Origin of the sequence: Cellulomonas sp. 73-92, from assembly GCF_001898175.1 — a bacterium.
GTDB lineage: Bacteria > Actinomycetota > Actinomycetes > Actinomycetales > Cellulomonadaceae > Cellulomonas.
In genome coordinates this window covers 437,051-453,191 of the sequence record NZ_MKTH01000013.1, presented here as the reverse complement: position 1 = coordinate 453,191, position 16,141 = coordinate 437,051, and the positions used below count along the sequence as shown (strand labels likewise).

Genomic DNA, 16,141 nt, shown 5'->3' with positions numbered 1-16,141 from the left:
CTGGCCCGCGCCGCGCGTCGGGCCGGTGGCTACGCGGACGCCGCGATGCGCCGGGCGAGCCGCTCCACCAGGTCGTACGGGACCGGGCCGGCGTACGGCAGGCGCACGGTCGAGCCGGTGGTCCGGTACGGCGCCAGCTCGGCCTCGAGCTCGTCGACCACGTGCACCGGGTACAGGCCCGCGTGCGCCGCCCAGCCGCCGAGGTTGAGCCACGTGCCCCCGAGCCGGAACGCCGCCATCTGGTAGCGGATGGCCTCCTGCGCACCAGGAGCGCCGCGCAGGATCGCCGCCCGCAGCCCCCGGAGCACGGCCTGGGCGGGCTCGCCGAACCCCGAGAGGTACTCCTCGACGGTGGCCGGCGGGGCCGGGGACGTCACCGTTCCGCCGGGGCGAGGCGCTCGAGCGACCCGCGGGCGAACGCCGCCTGGCCGACGTGCTGCAGGTCGTCCGCCACGACGCTCACCAGCCGCACGCCGAGCGTCACCGCCGGCGTCCAGCGCGTGTCGACGACGCGGTCGAGGTCCTCCGGCGTCACGCCCCGCAGCAGCTCGACCGTGCGCCGCCAGGTGGCCTCGTGGTACCCCAGCAGCAGCTCCTTGCTCGCGCCCGAGAGCGCCGCCACCTTCGCCGAGGTGTGACCGTAGCCGTGGTCGGTCGCCGGGAAGGGCAGCGCGAACCGCTCCGCCCAGCCCGCGGTGAGCCACACCTGCTCGACGCCGAAAGCCTTGGCGACGTGGTCGTCCTGCACCCGCGTCAGGTGCCACACGAGCCACGCGATCGAGTTGGCGTCGGGATCGAGCCGGGCGCCCAGCGTCGCGTCGTCGAGCCCGTCGAGGACGCCCTCGACCTCCTCGTGGATCCGGCCGAACGCGTCGATGAGCACGTCTGCGACCTGCATCGTCGTCCTCTCCCTGTCAGATGCCGGCGGCGCCGGCGGTCTCCTGCTCGTCGTCGGGCGCCTGCTCGACGACGCGCCGCAGCGCGTGCAGCACACCCTCGGCCGTCAGCCGCCCGACGACCCGCTCGCCGTCGCTCACGTCCACCGCGTCGCGCGCGACGAGCGCCGCCAGCGCGGCGTCGAGGCGGTCGCCCAGGTGGAGCACCGGCCCGTCCGAGGCGCCGGCCGCGGGCTCGAGGTCGGTCGGCTCGATCTCGGTGATCGGCAGCAGCCGGGCGGTCCGGCCGGCGCCGACGAAGTCGGTCACCATCCCCGGGGCCGGGCGCGCCAGCAGCGTGACGGCGTCGGCGACCTGCTCGGGGTGGCCGGGGGCGCTCATGACGACGATCCGGTCACCCAGCCGCACCGCCTCGTCGACGTCGTGCGTCACGAAGATCACCGTGGTGCCCACGGCGCGCTGGATGCGCCAGAACTCCTCCTGCAGCCGGCGCCGGCCGATCGGGTCGACCGCGCCGAACGGCTCGTCCATGAGCAGCACCGGCGGGTCGGCCGCCAGCGCCCGGGCCACCCCGACCCGCTGCTGCTCCCCGCCCGACAGCTGGTGCGGGTAGCGCCGGCCGTACGTCGCCGGCGGCAGCCCGACGAGGTCGAGCATCTCGTTCGTGCGCGCGCGCACGCGGTCCCGGTTCCAGCCGAGGAGCGTCGGCACGGTGCCGACGTTCGCGGCGACCGTGCGGTGCGGGAACAGCCCGACGTTCTGGATGACGTACCCGATGCGCCGCCGCAGCGCCACCGGGTCGCCCACCGCGACGTCCTGGCCGCCGACGAGCACCTGCCCTGCCGCGAGGGGGACCAGCCTGTTCACCATCCGCAGGGTGGTCGACTTGCCGCAGCCGGAGGGGCCGACGAGGACGAGCAGCTCGTGCTCGCGCACGGCGAGGTCGAGGTGCTCGACGGCCACCGTGCCGTCGCCGTACTCGGCGCGCGCACCCCGGAACTCGATCGCGGTCGTGCCGGGACGCGCGAAGGTCTCCAGGGTCACGGACGTCGACGCTACCCGCGCCGTCCGACATGTGTCGGTCGTCCCGGTTACCGTGCCTTCGTGGGTGCCCCCAACCCGTGGTTCTCGTGGGCCTATGTCCAGGCGAACCGCGACGACATCACCACGGCCCTGACCCAGCACGTGCTGCTGACGGTCGAGGCGGTGGCCATCGCCGCGCTCGTCGCGCTGCCGCTGGCGCTGGTCGCGTTCCGCCACCCGCGGCTGTCGGGTCTGGTCATCGGCACCTCCGGGGTGCTCTACACGGTCCCCTCGCTGGCGCTGTTCGCGGTGCTCTACCCGGTGCTGCGCGACCGGCGGACCACCGTCCTCGTCGGGCTCGTCGTCTACGCGCTGCTGGTGCTGGTGCGCAACGTGCTCGTCGGCCTGCGCGGCGTGGACCCGGCCGTGACGGACGCGGCCCGCGGGCTGGGGCAGAGCCCGGGCCGGATCCTCTTCACCGTCCAGCTGCCCAACGCCCTGCCGTCGGTCGTCGTCGGGCTGCGGCTGGCGACAGTGAGCACGGTCGCGCTCGTGACCATCGGGGTGGTCGTCGGCTACGGCGGCCTGGGCCAGCTGATGTACCGCGGGTTCACCAGCCTGTACCGGGCGGAGATCGTCACGGCCACCGTGCTGACGCTGGCGGTCGCCCTGGTGGCGGACGTGCTGCTCTGGCTGGCGGGGCGGCTGGCGACGCCGTGGGCGCGGGGGCGGCGATGAACGGCAACGGCGTGCTCGCCCAGACGCTGCGCTGGCTCAACGACCCGCTCAACTGGCAGGGCCCGCACGGCGTGCCGGCGCTGACGGTCGAGCACCTCGGCATGTCCGCCGCGGCGGTCCTCATCGCGGCGGTCGTGGCCCTGCCGCTCGGGGTCTGGCTCGGGCACCGGCCCCGCGGCGGCGGGCTCACCGTCGTGGCGTCGAACACGTCGCGCGCCCTGCCGACGCTGGCCCTGCTCTTCATCTTCGCGACGACCGGGCTGGGGTTCGGCAACCGGCCGACCGTGCTGGCCGCGGCGCTGTTCGCGATGCCGCCGATCTTGTCGCACGCGTTCACCGGCGTGCGCGAGGTGGACCCGGCGGCGCGCGACGCCGCCGGCGGGATGGGGATGTCGGCGGCGCGCGTGCTCGGCACCGTCGAGCTGCCGCTGGCGCTGCCGCTCATCGGGGCCGGCCTGCGCACCGCGGCCGTGCAGGTCGTGGCGACGGTGCCGCTCGCGGCGCTCGTCGGCGGCGGCGGCCTGGGCACCATCATCGTCACGGGCTTCGCCACGCAGCGGTACGGCCAGGTGGTCGCTGGCGGCATCCTCGTCGCCGCGCTGTGCCTGGCCGTGGAGGCCGTGCTGGCCTTCGGCCAGCGGGTGCTGACCCCACGGCCGATGCGTGCCGTGGCGGTCGGGCGCTGAGCTCGTCCGCCGGCCCGCGGGGCCCCGGCGCGCACGACGAGGCCCGGGCGCCGTCGCAGATGGTGACGACATTCGGGAAGCCGATGTCGGAGGCCGTGGTTACGGTTGACATTCGCGTGACCGACGGCCAACCGACCCTCGAGGAGTCCCATGCGTCGCCAGCCCGTCTTCGTCGCCCTTGCCGCCTCCGTCCTCGTGCTCGCCGGGTGCGGCACGCCCGGCTCGTCGGGCGGCGGTGGCGGGGCACCCACCCCCGGCGGCGGGACCACCGCTGGGGCCACCACCGCCGCGGCGGCCGCCTGCGCCCCGGTCGCGGGCAACCAGCTCGTCGTCCTGACGGACGACAAGCACCTGCAGACCGTCGACAACGTCATCCCCGCCGTCAACGCCAAGGCGGCGACGAGCTCACCCCAGCTCGTCGCGGTGCTCGACACCGTCTCCGCGGTGCTCGACACCCCGAAGCTCATCGCCCTCAACAAGGCGGTGGACGTCGACCGCCAGACGTCGAGCCAGGCGGCCTCGGCCTTCGTCGCCGCCCAGAACCTCGGCTCGCCCCAGAAGGTGGGCAACGGTGCGAAGGTGCTGGTCGGCGCGGCGAACTTCTCCGAGAACGCCACGCTGGCCGAGATCTACGCGGACGTCCTCAAGGCCGCCGGGTTCGACGCGTCGACCCAGACGATCGGCAACCGCGAGACGTACGAGCCGGCGCTCGAGCGAGGTGACCTCACCGTCGTGCCGGAGTACGCGGGCACGCTGACCGAGTTCCTCAACAAGAAGGTCAACGGCTCGAACGCTGCCGCCAAGGCCAGCTCGGACCTGACGGCGACGGTGACCGCGCTCCAGGGGCTGGGCCAGCAGGTGGGGCTGACCTTCGGCAAGCCCGCCGCGGCGCAGGACCAGAACGCGTTCGCCGTGACCACCGCGTTCGCCAAGGCCCACAACCTGACGACGCTGAGCGACCTGGCGAAGACCTGCAGCGGGATCGTGCTCGGCGGCCCGCCCGAGTGCCCGACGAGGCCCTTCTGCCAGCCCGGGCTCGCCCAGACCTACGGCCTGGACATCTCCAGCTTCGTCTCGCTGGACGCCGGCGGCCCCCTGACCAAGGCGGCCCTCCAGCAGGGCAAGGTGGCGCTCGGCCTGGTCTTCTCCTCCGACAGCAGCCTGGCGAGCTGACCGACCGGTGGTGCCGGGAGCGCGCCGACGGCCGCTCCCGGCACCACCGCGCCGTCAGAGGCCGTAGGCCTCGAGAAGCCGGAGCCACACCTCGCTGCGGGTGGGGTACGCCGGCACGGCGTGCCACAGGCGCGTGAGCGGGACCTCGCCGACGACGGCGATCGTCGCCGCGTGCAGCATCTCCGCCACCTCGGGCCCGACGAAGGTCGCGCCGACGATGACGCCCCGTCCCTCGTCGACGACGAGGGACGCCGTACCGGGATCCGCCGACGAGAACACGGCGCCGGCCGTCGAGTCGAAGCCGACCGTCACCACGCGCACGTCCAGGCCCCTCGCCCGCGCGGCCGCCTCGGTCAGTCCGACCGCGGCCACCTCGGGGCGCGTGAACACGACCTGCGGCACCGCACCGTGGTCGGCCGTGGCGCGGAAGCGCGACCAGTCACCGGCGGAGTCGACCGCGGTGGCGCCGAGCGAGCCGTGCTGGCCCCCGCCGAAGCGGTGCGCGATCGCGTCGCCCGTCGCGCGGGCGTCGTACTTGCCCTGGTGGGTGGTGTTGGTGCGGCCCGTGACGTCGCCCGTCGCGTAGAGCCAGCCGCCCGCGACGCCCGTGGCCAGGCCCGTGTCGTCGACCGCCACCGGACCGCCGGGCGTCAGCCCGATCGTCTCGAGGCCGAGGTCCCGCGTCCGGGGGCGCCGCCCCGTCGCGAGCAGCAGGCGGTCGGCCCGCGCGGTGCTGCCGTCGTCGATCGTCACCAGCACGCCGTCGCCGTCCGCCGCGACGGCCGTGGCGCTCGTGCCGAGGCGCACCACGACCCCCATCGCGGCGAGCGACGACGCCACGGCCTCGCCGGCGAACGGCTCCATGCCCGCGAGCAGCCGGTCGCCCCGGACCAGCATCGTGACGGTCGCGCCGAGGTCGGCCAGCGCCGTGGCCATCTCGCAGCCGACCACGCCGCCGCCGACGACGACCACCGAGCCCGGCACCTCGTGCATCGACGTGACCTCGCGGCTGGTCCACGGCGTGATGGTGTCCAGCCCGGGCAGGGAAGGCAGGACCGGCTCGCTCCCGGTCGACACGACGACGGCGTGCCGCGCCGTCAGCACCACGTCGGCGTCCTCGACCGCCACCGTCCGCGGCCCCGTGATCCGCCCGGCACCGCGCACGAGCGTCAGCCCGGCGCCCTCCAGCCAGCTCACCTGCGAGCCGTCGTCCCAGTGGTGGACGATCTCGTCGCGGCGCGCCAGCACGGCGCCGACGTCCAGGCCGCCGCTGATCGCGACCCCCGGCACCGCGCGCGCCGCGGTCAGCGCGGCGTTCGGTCGCAGCAGCGCCTTGGACGGCATGCACGCCCAGTACGAGCACTCCCCACCCACGCGTTCGTGCTCGACGACCGCCACGCTCAGCCCGGTCCGGGCGGCCCGGTCGGCGGCGTTCTCGCCGACCGCCCCCGCTCCGAGCACGATGACGTCGAAGGTGCGGGCATCCGGCATGGCGGCCTCCTGAGGCGGGGTGCTGACGCCGCCATCATCAGCAGGCCGGCGCGTCCCCGCATCCGCGACACAGCACGACGCCCGCGCCCGGCTGACGGTCCGGGCGCGAGCGTCGGTAGCGCGGCCAGGCTCAGGCCGCGCGTTCGAGGGGGATCAGCGGAAGATCGAGGCCAGCACGCCGATCACGACGAAGGTGGCGATCGCCCAGGCGAGCGCGCTGCCGACGACGTAGGCGGTGCGGCGCGCCTTCGCGCCGAGGCCGGGGCCGGCGGCGGGGGCCGGCGCGGAGTAGACGATCTCCGCGACGTTGCGGAGACGGCCGCCGACGCGGCGGAAGGTCGGCACGGGAAGCGCGGTCATCGGTTCTTCGCCATCCTTGTGGGAGGTGTCGTACGCACGAGCCGGGGTCACCGGCAAAGGCAATGATGACGCCTGACAATCGGCGGATGCAAGGACCGTAGTCCCAGGACGCCCGTGACATGGGCGAACGGTCTGCCAGGGTCGCGGCCACCGGACTTCTGTCCGTTGACCGGCCTGCGACCAGGGAGTTTGCTCGGGGGGTCAGGGCTCGGCACACGGAGGTAGTTGATGCGCATCCTGGTGGTCCACGGTTCCAAGCGCGGCGGCACGGCCGGCCTCGCGGACATGATCGGATCCGCCCTCGGCGGGCTCGGCCACGACGTGACCGTCGTGCCCGCCCGCACCGTCGGCACGCTCCCGGAGACGGACGCCGTCATCGTCGCGGGCGGCATCTACTCGGGCCGCTGGCACGGCGACGCGCGCTCCTTCGTCAAGCACCACGCCGCGGCCCTCAAGGCGCTGCCCGTGTGGCTCGTCGGCTCCGGCCCGCTCGACGACACGGCCGAGCAGGGCACCTTCAAGCTCGGTTCCTCGGTGCTCGACCTCGCCGAGAAGATCGGTGCGCGCGGGACGCAGGCCTTCGGCGGCTACCTGTCCCCCGACGCCAAGGGCTTCCCCGCGAGCTCGATGGCCAAGACCCACGCCGGTGACTGGCGCGACCCGGAGCACATCCAGCGCTGGGCCCGCGAGGTCGACGCGGCGCTCGCCGCCTGAGAGGAGAGCACCATGGCCAGGCTCGTGAAGTTCGACGTGCAGACGCTGCCGGCGCTCAAGGTCGTCGGGCGCGCGGTCCGCGTGCGGATGGCCGACGAGATGGAGGACCCGGTCCCGGAGCTGTGGGCCCGCTGCCACGGCGACGGCACCATCGACGAGCTCGAGGCGCTCGACACGTTCGACCCCTCGCCGGTCGGGTGGATGGGCGACTTCGACGCCAAGACCAGCAGCTTCGTCTACCTCTGCGGCGTGCTGATGCCCGCCGACGCCGCCGTCCCGGAGGGTTTCGACGTCCGTGAGATCGGGCCGACGAGCGCGGCGGTCGGCTGGGTCCAGGGCGAGCCCGACGAGCTGGTGCCCGTGGCGCAGGAGCTGACGGAGCAGGCGATGTCGGACGCGGGCGCGGCGGCCGACGACACGGCCGGCTGGGCGCTCGAGCTCTACAACGACGCCCGGTACGCGCACCCCGGGACCCAGGGGGAGGTCGTGCTCGACTTCTACATCCCGTGCCTGGAGCCGGCCGGCGCCTAGAACCCTCGGACCCGTTCGATCGTGATCCGCACCGGCACGTCGTAGCGCTGCGCGAAGCCGCCGACCTCGTCGTCGAGCGCGGCGATGTCGGCGGAGTACTTGGCGAGGTACTCGTCGTTCTCCTGCGGCGCCGGCGCGCCCGTCGCCAGCCGCGCCGTGCCGGTCAGCACGGCGAAGTCCATGCCGTCCGGCCCCGCCTGGAACGCCAGCGAGACCCGGCAGCCGTTCGCGAAGCGTTCGAGGCGCCGCGCGCGGTTGTCGTTGTAGACGAGCACCTCGTCGCCGCCGTCCCACAGGAACCAGACCGGGTTCGGCTGCGGCGTGCCGTCCTCGCCGACGGTGGTGAGCCAGACGAACCGGTCGTCGCGCAGCCGCTCGCGCACGCGGGCTCCGAAGGGCGTGTCCGGGATCGCCATGCGCCCACCGTAGGGGCGTCGGCCGCCTTCGTCACCGGGCGCCTCTCGTCGGCCGGCCGGCCGGTGCCGTCGCCCTCAGCCGGCGAGGCCGACGACCAGGCGGAGCTGCTCACCGAGCGAGACGTCCTCGACGCTGGGCCGGAGCCGCTGCACGGCTGGAAGCAGGCCCGGGAGCAGGCCCGGGAGCAGGCCGGCGGCCCGGTCGAGGTCGACCTCCACCACGGTCGCGCCCCCCTCGGTCCGCGCCGTCGCGACGTCGGCCGGGCCCTTGGCGAGCTGCTGCTGCACCGCCCCCGTCACGAAGGCCGACAGGTCGAACCGCAGCACCGGGTGCGCCACCCGCAGCTCCAGCCGCCAGGTCCGCCCCGTGACGCCGCGGTCGTCGAGCTGCGCCTCGAACGGGCCGGCGAACCGCGCCGCCGTCTTGATGCCGGGCGCGACGTCGGGCAGCTCGTGGACGTTCACGGAGGCCAGCACCGACGAGCCGCGGCCGGTGACGTTGGTGACGGCCTTCGGCAGCGTGCCGGTGGCGCGCAGCGCCGCGACGGCCTCGCCCAGCGGGACGGTCAGCTCCATGCGCTGCAGCCTACGGTCGCGCCCCACCCCCACCCCTCTCCGCAGTTTCCTGAGCTTTCGGTTGCGGATGACGACGCAGCCTTCAGGAAAGTGCGAGAACGGCGATCGGCACCCGCGCAGGCGGAAGGATGGCGCCCGTGGTGAGGCAGACCCCCGTGTACTACTACTCGTCGGCGTCCGGGCTGGTGCGCTCCTTCGCGGAGCGGCTCGGCCGGCCCGTGTTCAACCTCGCCGAGCGGGAGCACCGGCAGTCCGAGGCCGACGGCCCGTGGGTGCTGCTCACCCCGAGCTACAAGACCGGCAACGAGTCGAACGACACCATCCCCGAGGGGGTGCGCCGGTTCCTGCGCTCGGAGCACAACCGCCGGCTGATGGTGGGCGTGATGGGCTCCGGGAACCGCAACTTCGGGCGGTACTACCAGATGGCCGCGCGCCTCGTCGCGGAGCGCTCGCACCGGCCGATCCTCTTCGAGTTCGAGCTCGCCGGGACGCCGTGGGACGTCGAGGAGTGTCGCCGGATCCTCGAGGAGCTCGACGAGGCCCTGGCGGCCGCGCACGACGAGCGCGCGCCGTCGTCGTCCACGAACGGCTGACGAGCGGCCCCCGAGGGGTCTCCGTCTCGCCGTCCACCCGACCGCACCGCCGCGGCATCCTGCACAGCCGCGGCATCTCCGCCGTCCAGGCTTCGTCGAACCCCTTGCGCGCTCCCCGGTACCCGTGCCTACCATCTCCTCGGTTTATCTAGTTACCTAGATGAATGGGGGAAACGGTGATCGAGTTCCATCTCGACGCCAGGTCCGGGGTCTCGCCCTACCGCCAGATCGTCGACCAGGTAAGGCGCGCGGTGCGGCTCGGCATGCTCCGCGAGGGGGACCAGCTGCCGACGGTCAAGGAGGCCGTGGGGCAGCTGGCCATCAACCCCAACACCGTGCTCAAGGCCTACAAGGAGCTGGAGCACGCCGGGCTGGTCTCGGCACGCCCGGGCGTCGGCACCTTCGTCACCGCGCAGGTGCACGACGAGACCATCGCCGCCCACGGCCCGCTCCGCCGCGACCTCGTGGAGTGGCTCGACAAGGCCCGGTCGGCCGGGCTGGACGACGAGAGCATCGAAGCGTTGTTTCGCGACGCTCTCCAGGACGACATGACGCAGGGAGTGGCATGAACGCGGTTCTCGAGGCCGAGGGCCTCAGCAAGCGATACGGGCGCCGGTGGGCGCTCACCGACTGCGACCTGAGCATCCCCGCCGGGCGGGTCGTCGGGCTCGTCGGGCCCAACGGTGCCGGCAAGTCGACGCTGCTCAACATGGCCGTCGGCCTGCTGCCGCCGACCGAGGGCCGCCTCGACGTCCTCGGGCGCACGCCCAAGGCCGGTGCGGCGCTCGCCGGCGTCGGGTTCGTCGCCCAGGGCACGCCGGTCTACGCGGGCCTTTCCGTGGCCGACCACCTGCGGCTCGGCCGGCACCTCAACCCCACGTGGGACCAGGGGCTCGCCGACGAGCGCGTGGCACGGCTGCGGCTCGACCCGGCGCAGAAGGGCGGCAAGCTCTCCGGCGGCCAGCAGGCACAGCTCGCGCTCACCGTCGCGGTGGCCAAGCGGCCGGAGCTGCTGGTGCTCGACGAGCCGGTGGCGAGCCTCGACCCGCTGGCGCGGCGCGAGTTCCTCCAGGGGCTGATGGAGATCGTGGCCGACCAGGACGTCAGCGTGGTGCTGTCCTCGCACCTGGTCGCGGACCTGGAGCGCGTGTGCGACTACCTCGTGGTGCTCGTCGACTCCCGGGTGCGGGTCGCCGGCGACGTGGAGGAGCTGCTCGCCACGCACCACCTGCTCAGCGGGCCGTTCCACGACATGGATCGGCTGCCCCGCGACTGGGAGGTCATCCACGCGAGCCACACGCCGCGGCAGTCCACCCTGCTGGTCCGCACCGACCAGCCGATCCTCGACCCGTCCTGGACGGTCGACCAGGTCGGCCTCGAGGACCTCGTGCTGGCGTACATGAGCACGGGTGAGGGGACCTTGCGCCTGACGGGGACCGAGCGATGACCTGGGTCGCCTGGCGCCAGGTTCGCACGCAGGCCTTGGTGATCTTCGGGGGTCTCGCGCTGCTGGCCGCCGCGACGGTCGTCACCGGGCTGCAGATCCGGCACGTGGCGGAAGGCTGCGCCGCGACCGTCGACTGCAGCCAGCTCGTCGGGATCACCACCTCGGGCTTCACATGGGTGGAGCTCCTCCTCCGCGGCGCGGCGCTGGCGATGCCGGTGATCACGGGGATGTTCCTCGGCGCGCCCCTGATCGCCCGTGAGCTCGAGACCGGCACCCACCGGATGGTGTGGACCCAGGCGGTCTCGCGCTCGCGGTGGCTCGCGGTCAAGGTGCTCGTCGTCGGCGTGGTGTCCGTGCTGGCGTCCGGCCTGACCTCCTGGATGACGACGTGGTGGTTCGGCCCGGACGACTCCTGGCAGATGGACAAGTTCGTGGACTCGATCTTCAGCATCCGCGACGTGGTCCCGCTGGGGTACGCCGCGTTCGCCTTCGCGGTGGGCGTGACGGCCGGCCTCCTCATGGGACGGGTGCTCCCGGCGATGGCGACGACGCTCGTGACCTTCGTCGCCGCCCGCATGGTGGTCCAGCTGCTGGTGCGGCCACGCTTCGCGACGCCGCTCTTCTACGCGGGCGCGTTCCACCCCGGTCCGGGTGGTTCGGTCAAGGACGGGGCGATCCCCGCGGGGTCCTGGGTCGCCGACGGCCAGATCTTCGATCCGTCCGGGCATCCGGTCCAGGTGCTGCGCTTCGGCCCGGGGGACGCGTGCGTCGCGACCAACACCTGCCTCAACGGCTACACGCAGCGCGTCCAGTACCAGCCGTGGACCCGCTACTGGCCGTTCCAGTGGACCGAGACCGGGCTCTTCGTCGTGCTCGCGCTGCTCCTCATCGGGTTCTGCTTCTGGTGGATCAACGGCCACCGGCTCCCCGGCCGCGGGGCGCCCGTCGCCCGGGTCGCGGCGCCGCACGCCGCACCGCGGGTGCCCGACGAGCGGACGGCCCGCGACGGGCACGTCGACGGACGGGTTCCGGCCGGCAGCGACGAGCCGCGACTGACGGGGGTGGACCGATGACCTGGCTGACCTGGCGGCAGTTCCGCACGCAGGCGATCGTCATCTTCGGCGGCCTGTTGCTCCTGGCGATCCCGACCGTCATCACGGGGATCGGGGCCCGGCACTGGGTGACGACCTGCGCGACATCCGCCACCTGCCTCGGGAACGGCGCACCGGCCCAGCAGTACATGGGCCGCTTCGGGTGGCTGCAGATCCTGCTCGGCGGCGCGCTCCTCGTCCTGCCGGCGGTCCTCGGGATGTTCAGCGCGGCGCCCCTCGTCGCGCGCGAGTTCGACGCCGGCACCTACCGGCTGGCCTGGACGCAGTCCGTCAGCCGGGTCCGCTGGCTGACGGTCAAGGTCGCCGTCGTCGGCACCACGTCCGTCCTGGCGATCGGCCTGCTCTCCTGGATGACGACGTGGTGGTTCGGCCCGTCCGACAGCCTCACCCACGACAAGTTCATCGACTCGACCTTCGGGATCCGGGACGTCGCCCCCATCGGGTACGCCGTCTTCGCGTTCGCCCTCGGCCTGGCCGCCGGCGTCGTCATCCGCAAGGTGCTCCCGGCGATGGCGACGACCCTCGGCGTCTTCGTCGTCGTCCGGATGGTGTTCCAGATGTTCCTGCGGGCGCACTACGCCACCCCGTTGACGCAGGTCGGAGCGGTCACCAACGGTGGCAGCGACGTCGCCGTGAAGATCGGCAACAACCTGCCGCCGGGGTCGTGGGTCGTCTCGCTGCACTTCGTCGACGCCTCCGGGCGCCCCGCCGGGATCGTCGGCGGCCCCGACGCGCCGTGCTCAGCCACGAACTCGTGCCTCGACGGCATCACCCAGCACCTCGTCTACCAGCCGGGGAACCGGTACTGGCCGTTCCAGTGGACCGAGTTCGGGATCTTCACCCTGCTCGGGCTGCTGCTCATCGGTTTCAGCTACTGGTGGCTCACCGGTCACCGGCTGCCCGGGCGCGCGCCGCGGCCGGCAGCGGTCCGGCCGCCGACGAGCCGGACGACGACCGCCACGCCCGTCCTGGCGCACCGGGTGCCCGGATCGGGAGCCCCGGCCAGCGACGGCGCGGCCGTCGCGTCAGAACCGGACGGTGCCCACACGTCGACCTGACGTGCCCGGTGCGCGACGCCCGGTCACCGATGGGTGGCCGGGCGTCCCGCCGTCAGCGGCCGGTGACGGTCCAGCGGCCCGCGGCGAGGTCGACGAGCCTCGGCAGGATCTCGTCGCCGTGCACGCGCAGCCCGTCGTGCAGGTACTCGTTCGTCACCCACACCTGGGCGTTGCCGACGCGGTCCGCGGTGTCCAGCGCGAGGTCGAGGTCGACGTACGGGTCGTCGTAGTACTGCACCGCGGCCACCGGCACCTCGTTGGCGGCCAGGCGCGCGGCGTCGTAGAGGACGGGCCACTCGGTTCGCGCGGCCACCTCCTCGGCGGCGGCGCGGAACGGCCGCAGCGCCCCGACCTGCTCGTACGCCCAGGGGAAGAAGGCCTCGCCGGTCAGTCGGAGCGGTCGCGCCGAGGCCGCGAACGCCGGCCGGCGGGCCAGCTCGGCCGCTGCGGCCCAGCCGCCCGCCCGCGCGCCCTGGTGGTAGATCGCCTCCTGCAGCACCGCGTACAACGGGTTGGTGTCCCACGCGGTGCGGTGGCCGACCTCGTCGGCGAAGGCCTGCGCCACCCGGCCGTCGGCGTCGAGCGCGGTGTCGAGGAGCCAGTGCAGGTCGTCGAGCCCGGTCGACATGCCGAACGGCGCGCCGAGCGCCTGGAGGCGCTCGACGGTCAGCGGGGTGCCGTCGGAGAGCACGACCGACCCCGCGGCGCACTGGTCCGCGACGGCGTGCAGCACGTCGACGTCGTCCGGGAACGCCCGGGCGAACTGCTCGTCGCGCGCCAGCTGGCGGGGAAAAGTGCGGGAGTACACGTCCTCGGCGGTGGCGTCGATCCCGATGAGGCCGCCCGTGACGTAGCAGGCGGTCAGCGCCTGCGGGTGGGTCGACAGGTAGCGCAGCGTGAGGAACCCGCCGTACGACTGCCCGAGCGTCGCCCACCGGCGGCCGCCGTAGATCGTCGTGCGCAGGTGCTCCGCGTCCTCGACGATCGCGTCCTGGCGGAAGCACGCCAGGTACTCGGCGGCGGTCCGCCCGTCAGGGAACCGGGTGATGGCGCGCCCGTCGATCCGGGACGAGCGCCCGGTGCCGCGCTGGTCCAGCAGCACCACGCGGTGGGCCTTCAGCGCGGTGCTCCACCACCCGGAGCCCGGCATCGGCCGCGGCCCCATGCCGCCGGGGCCGCCCTGGAGGAACAGGAGCAACGGCAGGTCGTCGGCCGCCCTCGCCGGGTCGACGATCTCGCGGGCGAACACCTCGATCGACCCGAACCGCGCCGGGTCCGCCCAGTCGACGGGCACCTGGACCACGTGGTCGGTGACGACGAAGCCGGTCATCGCGTAGGGGGCCACGCCCCGAACCGTACCCGGGGAAGACGAGGCCGCCCGCTCGTGTTGGCCCGGGCATGAGCAACCCCCACGCCTGGGCCGACGACCAGGCAGCACTCTTCGAGCGGACCAACGGCGCGGAGGGCAGCACGCTGCGCGGCAAGCCGATCGTCGTGGTGACGACGACCGGCGCGAAGAGCGGCGCCCCCCGGCTGGTGCCCGTGATGCGGGTCGAGCACGACGGCTCGTACGCCGTCGTCGCCTCGAAGGGAGGCGCCCCACGGCACCCGGTCTGGTACCACAACCTCGTCGCGCACCCGCGCGTACAGCTGCAGGACGGCCCGACGAAGCGCGACTACGTCGCCCACGAGGCGTCCGGCGCGGAGCGCGAGGAGTGGTGGGCCCGCGCGGTCGAGGCCTGGCCGGACTACGCGGCCTACCAGACGCGCACGGAGCGCCTGATCCCGGTGTTCGTGCTCGACCCGGCCTGACCGGCGGCGAGCCGACCCCAGCCCGGCCACCACCGCGCGCCTTCCCGCGCACGACGAGGCCGCGCCGGACGTCCGTGCCCCGACCGCACCATGGCGCGCATGCGGGTGTCGCACGCGCCGCGCGCGGTGTGGGTGGGCGTGCTCGTCGTCGGCCTCGGCACCGGGCTCGGCCTGCCGTGGTGGACGTCCGCGCGCACCGCGGCGCGCTACCCGATCTCCGCCGCCGACCTGGCCGCGGCGCGGGCGGCGCTCGACGTGATCCCGGTGCGCGCGGCGGAGCCCGACGACGGGTACGCCCGGGAGCGGTTCGGCCAGGCGTGGGCGGACGTCGACGGCAACGGCTGCGACACCCGCAACGACATGCTGGCGCGCGACCTCGCCGACGCCCGGCTGGACCCGGGCGGGTGCCTGGTGCTCGCCGGCACGCTCGATGACCCGTACACGGGAACGGTCATCGCGTTCGTGCGCGGACCGGAGTCCGCCGCCGTGCAGATCGACCACCTCGTCGCCCTCGACGACGCCTGGCGCACCGGCGCCCGGTCGTGGCCCGCCGCGCGGCGGCTCGGATTCGCCAACGACCCCGCCAACCTCATCGCCGTCTCGGGCGACGCCAACCAGGACAAGGGCGCGGCGGACGCGGCCGGCTGGCTCCCGCCGCAGGCCGGGTTCGCCTGCGTCTACGTCGCGCGCCAGCTCCGGGTCAAGGCCGCCTACGGCCTGTGGCTGACGCCCGACGAGCACACCGCGGCGGACCGTGCCCTGCGTGGCTGCGTCGTCGTGCGCTGAGCGGGCCGATGCCGCGGCGGCCGGACTAGCCCGGCAGCACCACGTCGTGGCCGGTCAAGGTCACCTGGACCCCGGTGGCGACCACCTGCGTCCCGGTGACCGCCAGCCCCTGGGGCAGGCCGGTGACCGACACGTCGATGCCGGCGATGGCTTCCTTCACGGACGCCGGCAGGGCGTCGGCGCCCACCTGGACGCCGGCGATCTCGGCCGCCGTGGCGTCGGCCGTCACCCGGTCGCCGTCGGCCCGCGGCACCAGCGTCACGGTCCACGGCAGGCCGATGACCGTCCCCGACGCCTGGAGGTCCTGCCCTGCCACCGCGACGGCGACGTCGAGCCCCTTGGCCGCGAGGCGCTGCTGGATGACGGCGGTGGGCACCGTGCCGACGACGGTGACGTCCCGCGCGGTGTACGGCGGGCGGATCGGGACCCCGGCGGCGTCCATCCGCGCATCCGTCACGTCGGTGCCGTCGAGCGAGAGGTGGTCGGCCGTGACCGTGACGCGGTCCAGGCGGCCACGTGCCACCTGGAGCAGGAACGGGCGGTCCTCGGCGATGCGCACCGTCGCGCTGCCGTCGGCGCCGAGCGCCTGTCGGACCGGGCCGGCGACGCGCTGCTCGGCCACCGTGCGCAGCGCCTGGTCGGCGCCGACGACGCCCGCGCCGAGGACCAGCACCACGACCCCCGTCACGATCAGCGCGCGTCGCGCCATGCGTTCCTCCCTCGTCGTGC

Annotated in this window: 21 protein-coding genes; 12 read left to right on the top strand and 9 right to left on the bottom strand. The window is 74.1% G+C overall.

Translation table 11 applies throughout. The features are described from left to right. Positions 1-29: 29 nt before the first annotated feature. From BGO37_RS08755 to BGO37_RS08745, 3 genes are read right to left on the bottom strand one after another with little or no spacing between them, the layout of a single operon-like run. Positions 30-377, bottom strand: a complete 348-nt coding sequence (locus BGO37_RS08755; RefSeq protein ID WP_291754030.1) for a DUF1801 domain-containing protein — start codon at positions 375-377, stop codon at positions 30-32. Beyond that, positions 374-898: a DUF664 domain-containing protein gene (locus BGO37_RS08750; protein ID WP_291754027.1), complete on the bottom strand. Its 525-nt coding sequence runs from the start codon at positions 896-898 to the stop codon at positions 374-376. Before BGO37_RS08750 ends, BGO37_RS08755 begins: the two co-directional genes overlap by 4 nt. Before the next feature lie 16 nt (positions 899-914). Next, positions 915-1,934 carry an ABC transporter ATP-binding protein gene (locus BGO37_RS08745; protein WP_291754567.1) on the bottom strand — a complete coding sequence of 340 codons (1,020 nt, stop codon included), beginning with the start codon at positions 1,932-1,934 and terminating at the stop codon, positions 915-917. Between the two features lie 66 nt (positions 1,935-2,000). Between BGO37_RS08745 and BGO37_RS08740 the strand changes: the two genes are divergently transcribed. From BGO37_RS08740 to BGO37_RS08730, 3 genes are all read left to right on the top strand, one after another. Further along, complete coding sequence (locus BGO37_RS08740) at positions 2,001-2,657, top strand: ABC transporter permease (protein ID WP_291754025.1); 657 nt, start codon at positions 2,001-2,003, stop codon at positions 2,655-2,657. Further along, positions 2,654-3,343, top strand: coding sequence for an ABC transporter permease (locus BGO37_RS08735; RefSeq protein WP_291754022.1), 690 nt, complete (start codon positions 2,654-2,656; stop codon positions 3,341-3,343). The genes BGO37_RS08740 and BGO37_RS08735 overlap by 4 nt, the downstream gene beginning before the upstream one ends. A 150-nt stretch (positions 3,344-3,493) precedes the next feature. Beyond that, on the top strand, positions 3,494-4,516 hold the full coding sequence (locus BGO37_RS08730; RefSeq protein WP_291754020.1) for a glycine betaine ABC transporter substrate-binding protein: 1,023 nt from the start codon (positions 3,494-3,496) through the stop codon (positions 4,514-4,516). Between the two features lie 54 nt (positions 4,517-4,570). Here BGO37_RS08730 and BGO37_RS08725 read toward each other — a convergent pair whose 3' ends face one another. Together BGO37_RS08725 and BGO37_RS08720 are read right to left on the bottom strand one after the other, a co-directional pair. Continuing rightward, complete coding sequence (locus BGO37_RS08725; RefSeq protein WP_291754018.1) at positions 4,571-6,007, bottom strand: NAD(P)/FAD-dependent oxidoreductase; 1,437 nt, start codon at positions 6,005-6,007, stop codon at positions 4,571-4,573. Positions 6,008-6,160: 153 nt separating this feature from the next. After that, positions 6,161-6,367: a hypothetical protein gene (locus BGO37_RS08720; RefSeq protein WP_291754016.1), complete on the bottom strand. Its 207-nt coding sequence runs from the start codon at positions 6,365-6,367 to the stop codon at positions 6,161-6,163. Positions 6,368-6,595: 228 nt separating this feature from the next. Between BGO37_RS08720 and BGO37_RS08715 the strand changes: the two genes are divergently transcribed. Further along, complete coding sequence (locus tag BGO37_RS08715) at positions 6,596-7,081, top strand: flavodoxin domain-containing protein (protein ID WP_291754010.1); 486 nt, start codon at positions 6,596-6,598, stop codon at positions 7,079-7,081. A gap of 12 nt (positions 7,082-7,093) precedes the next feature. Beyond that, positions 7,094-7,612 (top strand): GyrI-like domain-containing protein, encoded by a 519-nt coding sequence (locus BGO37_RS08710; protein ID WP_291754007.1) that lies wholly within the window; start codon positions 7,094-7,096, stop codon positions 7,610-7,612. Here BGO37_RS08710 and BGO37_RS08705 read toward each other — a convergent pair. Both BGO37_RS08705 and BGO37_RS08700 read right to left on the bottom strand, forming a co-directional pair. Beyond that, complete coding sequence (locus BGO37_RS08705) at positions 7,609-8,028, bottom strand: TIGR03667 family PPOX class F420-dependent oxidoreductase (RefSeq protein WP_291754004.1); 420 nt, start codon at positions 8,026-8,028, stop codon at positions 7,609-7,611. The genes BGO37_RS08710 and BGO37_RS08705 overlap by 4 nt on opposite strands. 75 nt (positions 8,029-8,103) lie before the next feature. Continuing rightward, on the bottom strand, positions 8,104-8,604 hold the full coding sequence (locus tag BGO37_RS08700) for a hypothetical protein (RefSeq protein WP_291754001.1): 501 nt from the start codon (positions 8,602-8,604) through the stop codon (positions 8,104-8,106). A 140-nt stretch (positions 8,605-8,744) separates the two neighbouring features. Here BGO37_RS08700 and nrdI point away from each other — a divergent pair, with 140 nt between their 5' ends. The 5 genes from nrdI (at position 8,745) to BGO37_RS08675 (ending at position 12,814) form a co-directional block, all read left to right on the top strand. Next, positions 8,745-9,197 carry a class Ib ribonucleoside-diphosphate reductase assembly flavoprotein NrdI gene (nrdI, locus tag BGO37_RS08695; protein WP_291753998.1) on the top strand — a complete coding sequence of 151 codons (453 nt, stop codon included), beginning with the start codon at positions 8,745-8,747 and terminating at the stop codon, positions 9,195-9,197. A gap of 164 nt (positions 9,198-9,361) precedes the next feature. Beyond that, the gene (locus BGO37_RS08690; protein WP_291753995.1) at positions 9,362-9,766 is read left to right on the top strand and encodes a GntR family transcriptional regulator; all 405 of its coding nucleotides are present in this window, start codon (positions 9,362-9,364) and stop codon (positions 9,764-9,766) included. Then, positions 9,763-10,644, top strand: coding sequence for an ABC transporter ATP-binding protein (locus BGO37_RS08685; RefSeq protein ID WP_291753992.1), 882 nt, complete (start codon positions 9,763-9,765; stop codon positions 10,642-10,644). Before BGO37_RS08690 ends, BGO37_RS08685 begins: the two co-directional genes overlap by 4 nt. Beyond that, positions 10,641-11,717: a hypothetical protein gene (locus BGO37_RS08680; RefSeq protein WP_291753989.1), complete on the top strand. Its 1,077-nt coding sequence runs from the start codon at positions 10,641-10,643 to the stop codon at positions 11,715-11,717. The genes BGO37_RS08685 and BGO37_RS08680 overlap by 4 nt, the downstream gene beginning before the upstream one ends. Continuing rightward, positions 11,714-12,814: a hypothetical protein gene (locus BGO37_RS08675; RefSeq protein WP_291753986.1), complete on the top strand. Its 1,101-nt coding sequence runs from the start codon at positions 11,714-11,716 to the stop codon at positions 12,812-12,814. Before BGO37_RS08680 ends, BGO37_RS08675 begins: the two co-directional genes overlap by 4 nt. Before the next feature lie 52 nt (positions 12,815-12,866). On the opposite strand, the gene BGO37_RS08670 is transcribed toward BGO37_RS08675, so the two are convergent. Then, positions 12,867-14,159 carry an alpha/beta fold hydrolase gene (locus tag BGO37_RS08670; RefSeq protein WP_367188097.1) on the bottom strand — a complete coding sequence of 431 codons (1,293 nt, stop codon included), beginning with the start codon at positions 14,157-14,159 and terminating at the stop codon, positions 12,867-12,869. Between the two features lie 53 nt (positions 14,160-14,212). On the opposite strand from BGO37_RS08670, the gene BGO37_RS08665 reads away from it, so the two are divergent. Both BGO37_RS08665 and BGO37_RS08660 read left to right on the top strand, forming a co-directional pair. Continuing rightward, positions 14,213-14,626: a nitroreductase family deazaflavin-dependent oxidoreductase gene (locus tag BGO37_RS08665; protein ID WP_291753983.1), complete on the top strand. Its 414-nt coding sequence runs from the start codon at positions 14,213-14,215 to the stop codon at positions 14,624-14,626. Between the two features lie 99 nt (positions 14,627-14,725). Then, the gene (locus BGO37_RS08660) at positions 14,726-15,412 is read left to right on the top strand and encodes an HNH endonuclease family protein (protein ID WP_291753980.1); all 687 of its coding nucleotides are present in this window, start codon (positions 14,726-14,728) and stop codon (positions 15,410-15,412) included. A gap of 25 nt (positions 15,413-15,437) precedes the next feature. Here BGO37_RS08660 and BGO37_RS08655 read toward each other — a convergent pair. Further along, a partial coding sequence (locus BGO37_RS08655; RefSeq protein WP_291753977.1) for a DUF2993 domain-containing protein occupies positions 15,438-16,141 on the bottom strand: 704 nt, incomplete at its 5' end.

Bases quoted from the DNA above. Each gene is read 5' to 3' on its own strand.
- BGO37_RS08750 (WP_291754027.1), bottom strand. From the start codon at position 898: ATGCAGGTCGCAGACGTGCTCATCGACGCGTTCGGCCGGATCCACGAG.
- BGO37_RS08735 (WP_291754022.1), top strand. From the start codon at position 2,654: ATGAACGGCAACGGCGTGCTCGCCCAGACGCTGCGCTGGCTCAACGAC.
- BGO37_RS08730 (WP_291754020.1), top strand. From the start codon at position 3,494: ATGCGTCGCCAGCCCGTCTTCGTCGCCCTTGCCGCCTCCGTCCTCGTG.
- BGO37_RS08725 (WP_291754018.1), bottom strand. From the start codon at position 6,007: ATGCCGGATGCCCGCACCTTCGACGTCATCGTGCTCGGAGCGGGGGCG.
- BGO37_RS08720 (WP_291754016.1), bottom strand. From the start codon at position 6,367: ATGACCGCGCTTCCCGTGCCGACCTTCCGCCGCGTCGGCGGCCGTCTC.
- BGO37_RS08715 (WP_291754010.1), top strand. From the start codon at position 6,596: ATGCGCATCCTGGTGGTCCACGGTTCCAAGCGCGGCGGCACGGCCGGC.
- BGO37_RS08710 (WP_291754007.1), top strand. From the start codon at position 7,094: ATGGCCAGGCTCGTGAAGTTCGACGTGCAGACGCTGCCGGCGCTCAAG.
- BGO37_RS08705 (WP_291754004.1), bottom strand. From the start codon at position 8,028: ATGGCGATCCCGGACACGCCCTTCGGAGCCCGCGTGCGCGAGCGGCTG.
- BGO37_RS08700 (WP_291754001.1), bottom strand. From the start codon at position 8,604: ATGGAGCTGACCGTCCCGCTGGGCGAGGCCGTCGCGGCGCTGCGCGCC.
- BGO37_RS08690 (WP_291753995.1), top strand. From the start codon at position 9,362: ATGGGGGAAACGGTGATCGAGTTCCATCTCGACGCCAGGTCCGGGGTC.
- BGO37_RS08685 (WP_291753992.1), top strand. From the start codon at position 9,763: ATGAACGCGGTTCTCGAGGCCGAGGGCCTCAGCAAGCGATACGGGCGC.
- BGO37_RS08680 (WP_291753989.1), top strand. From the start codon at position 10,641: ATGACCTGGGTCGCCTGGCGCCAGGTTCGCACGCAGGCCTTGGTGATC.
- BGO37_RS08675 (WP_291753986.1), top strand. From the start codon at position 11,714: ATGACCTGGCTGACCTGGCGGCAGTTCCGCACGCAGGCGATCGTCATC.
- BGO37_RS08665 (WP_291753983.1), top strand. From the start codon at position 14,213: ATGAGCAACCCCCACGCCTGGGCCGACGACCAGGCAGCACTCTTCGAG.
- BGO37_RS08660 (WP_291753980.1), top strand. From the start codon at position 14,726: ATGCGGGTGTCGCACGCGCCGCGCGCGGTGTGGGTGGGCGTGCTCGTC.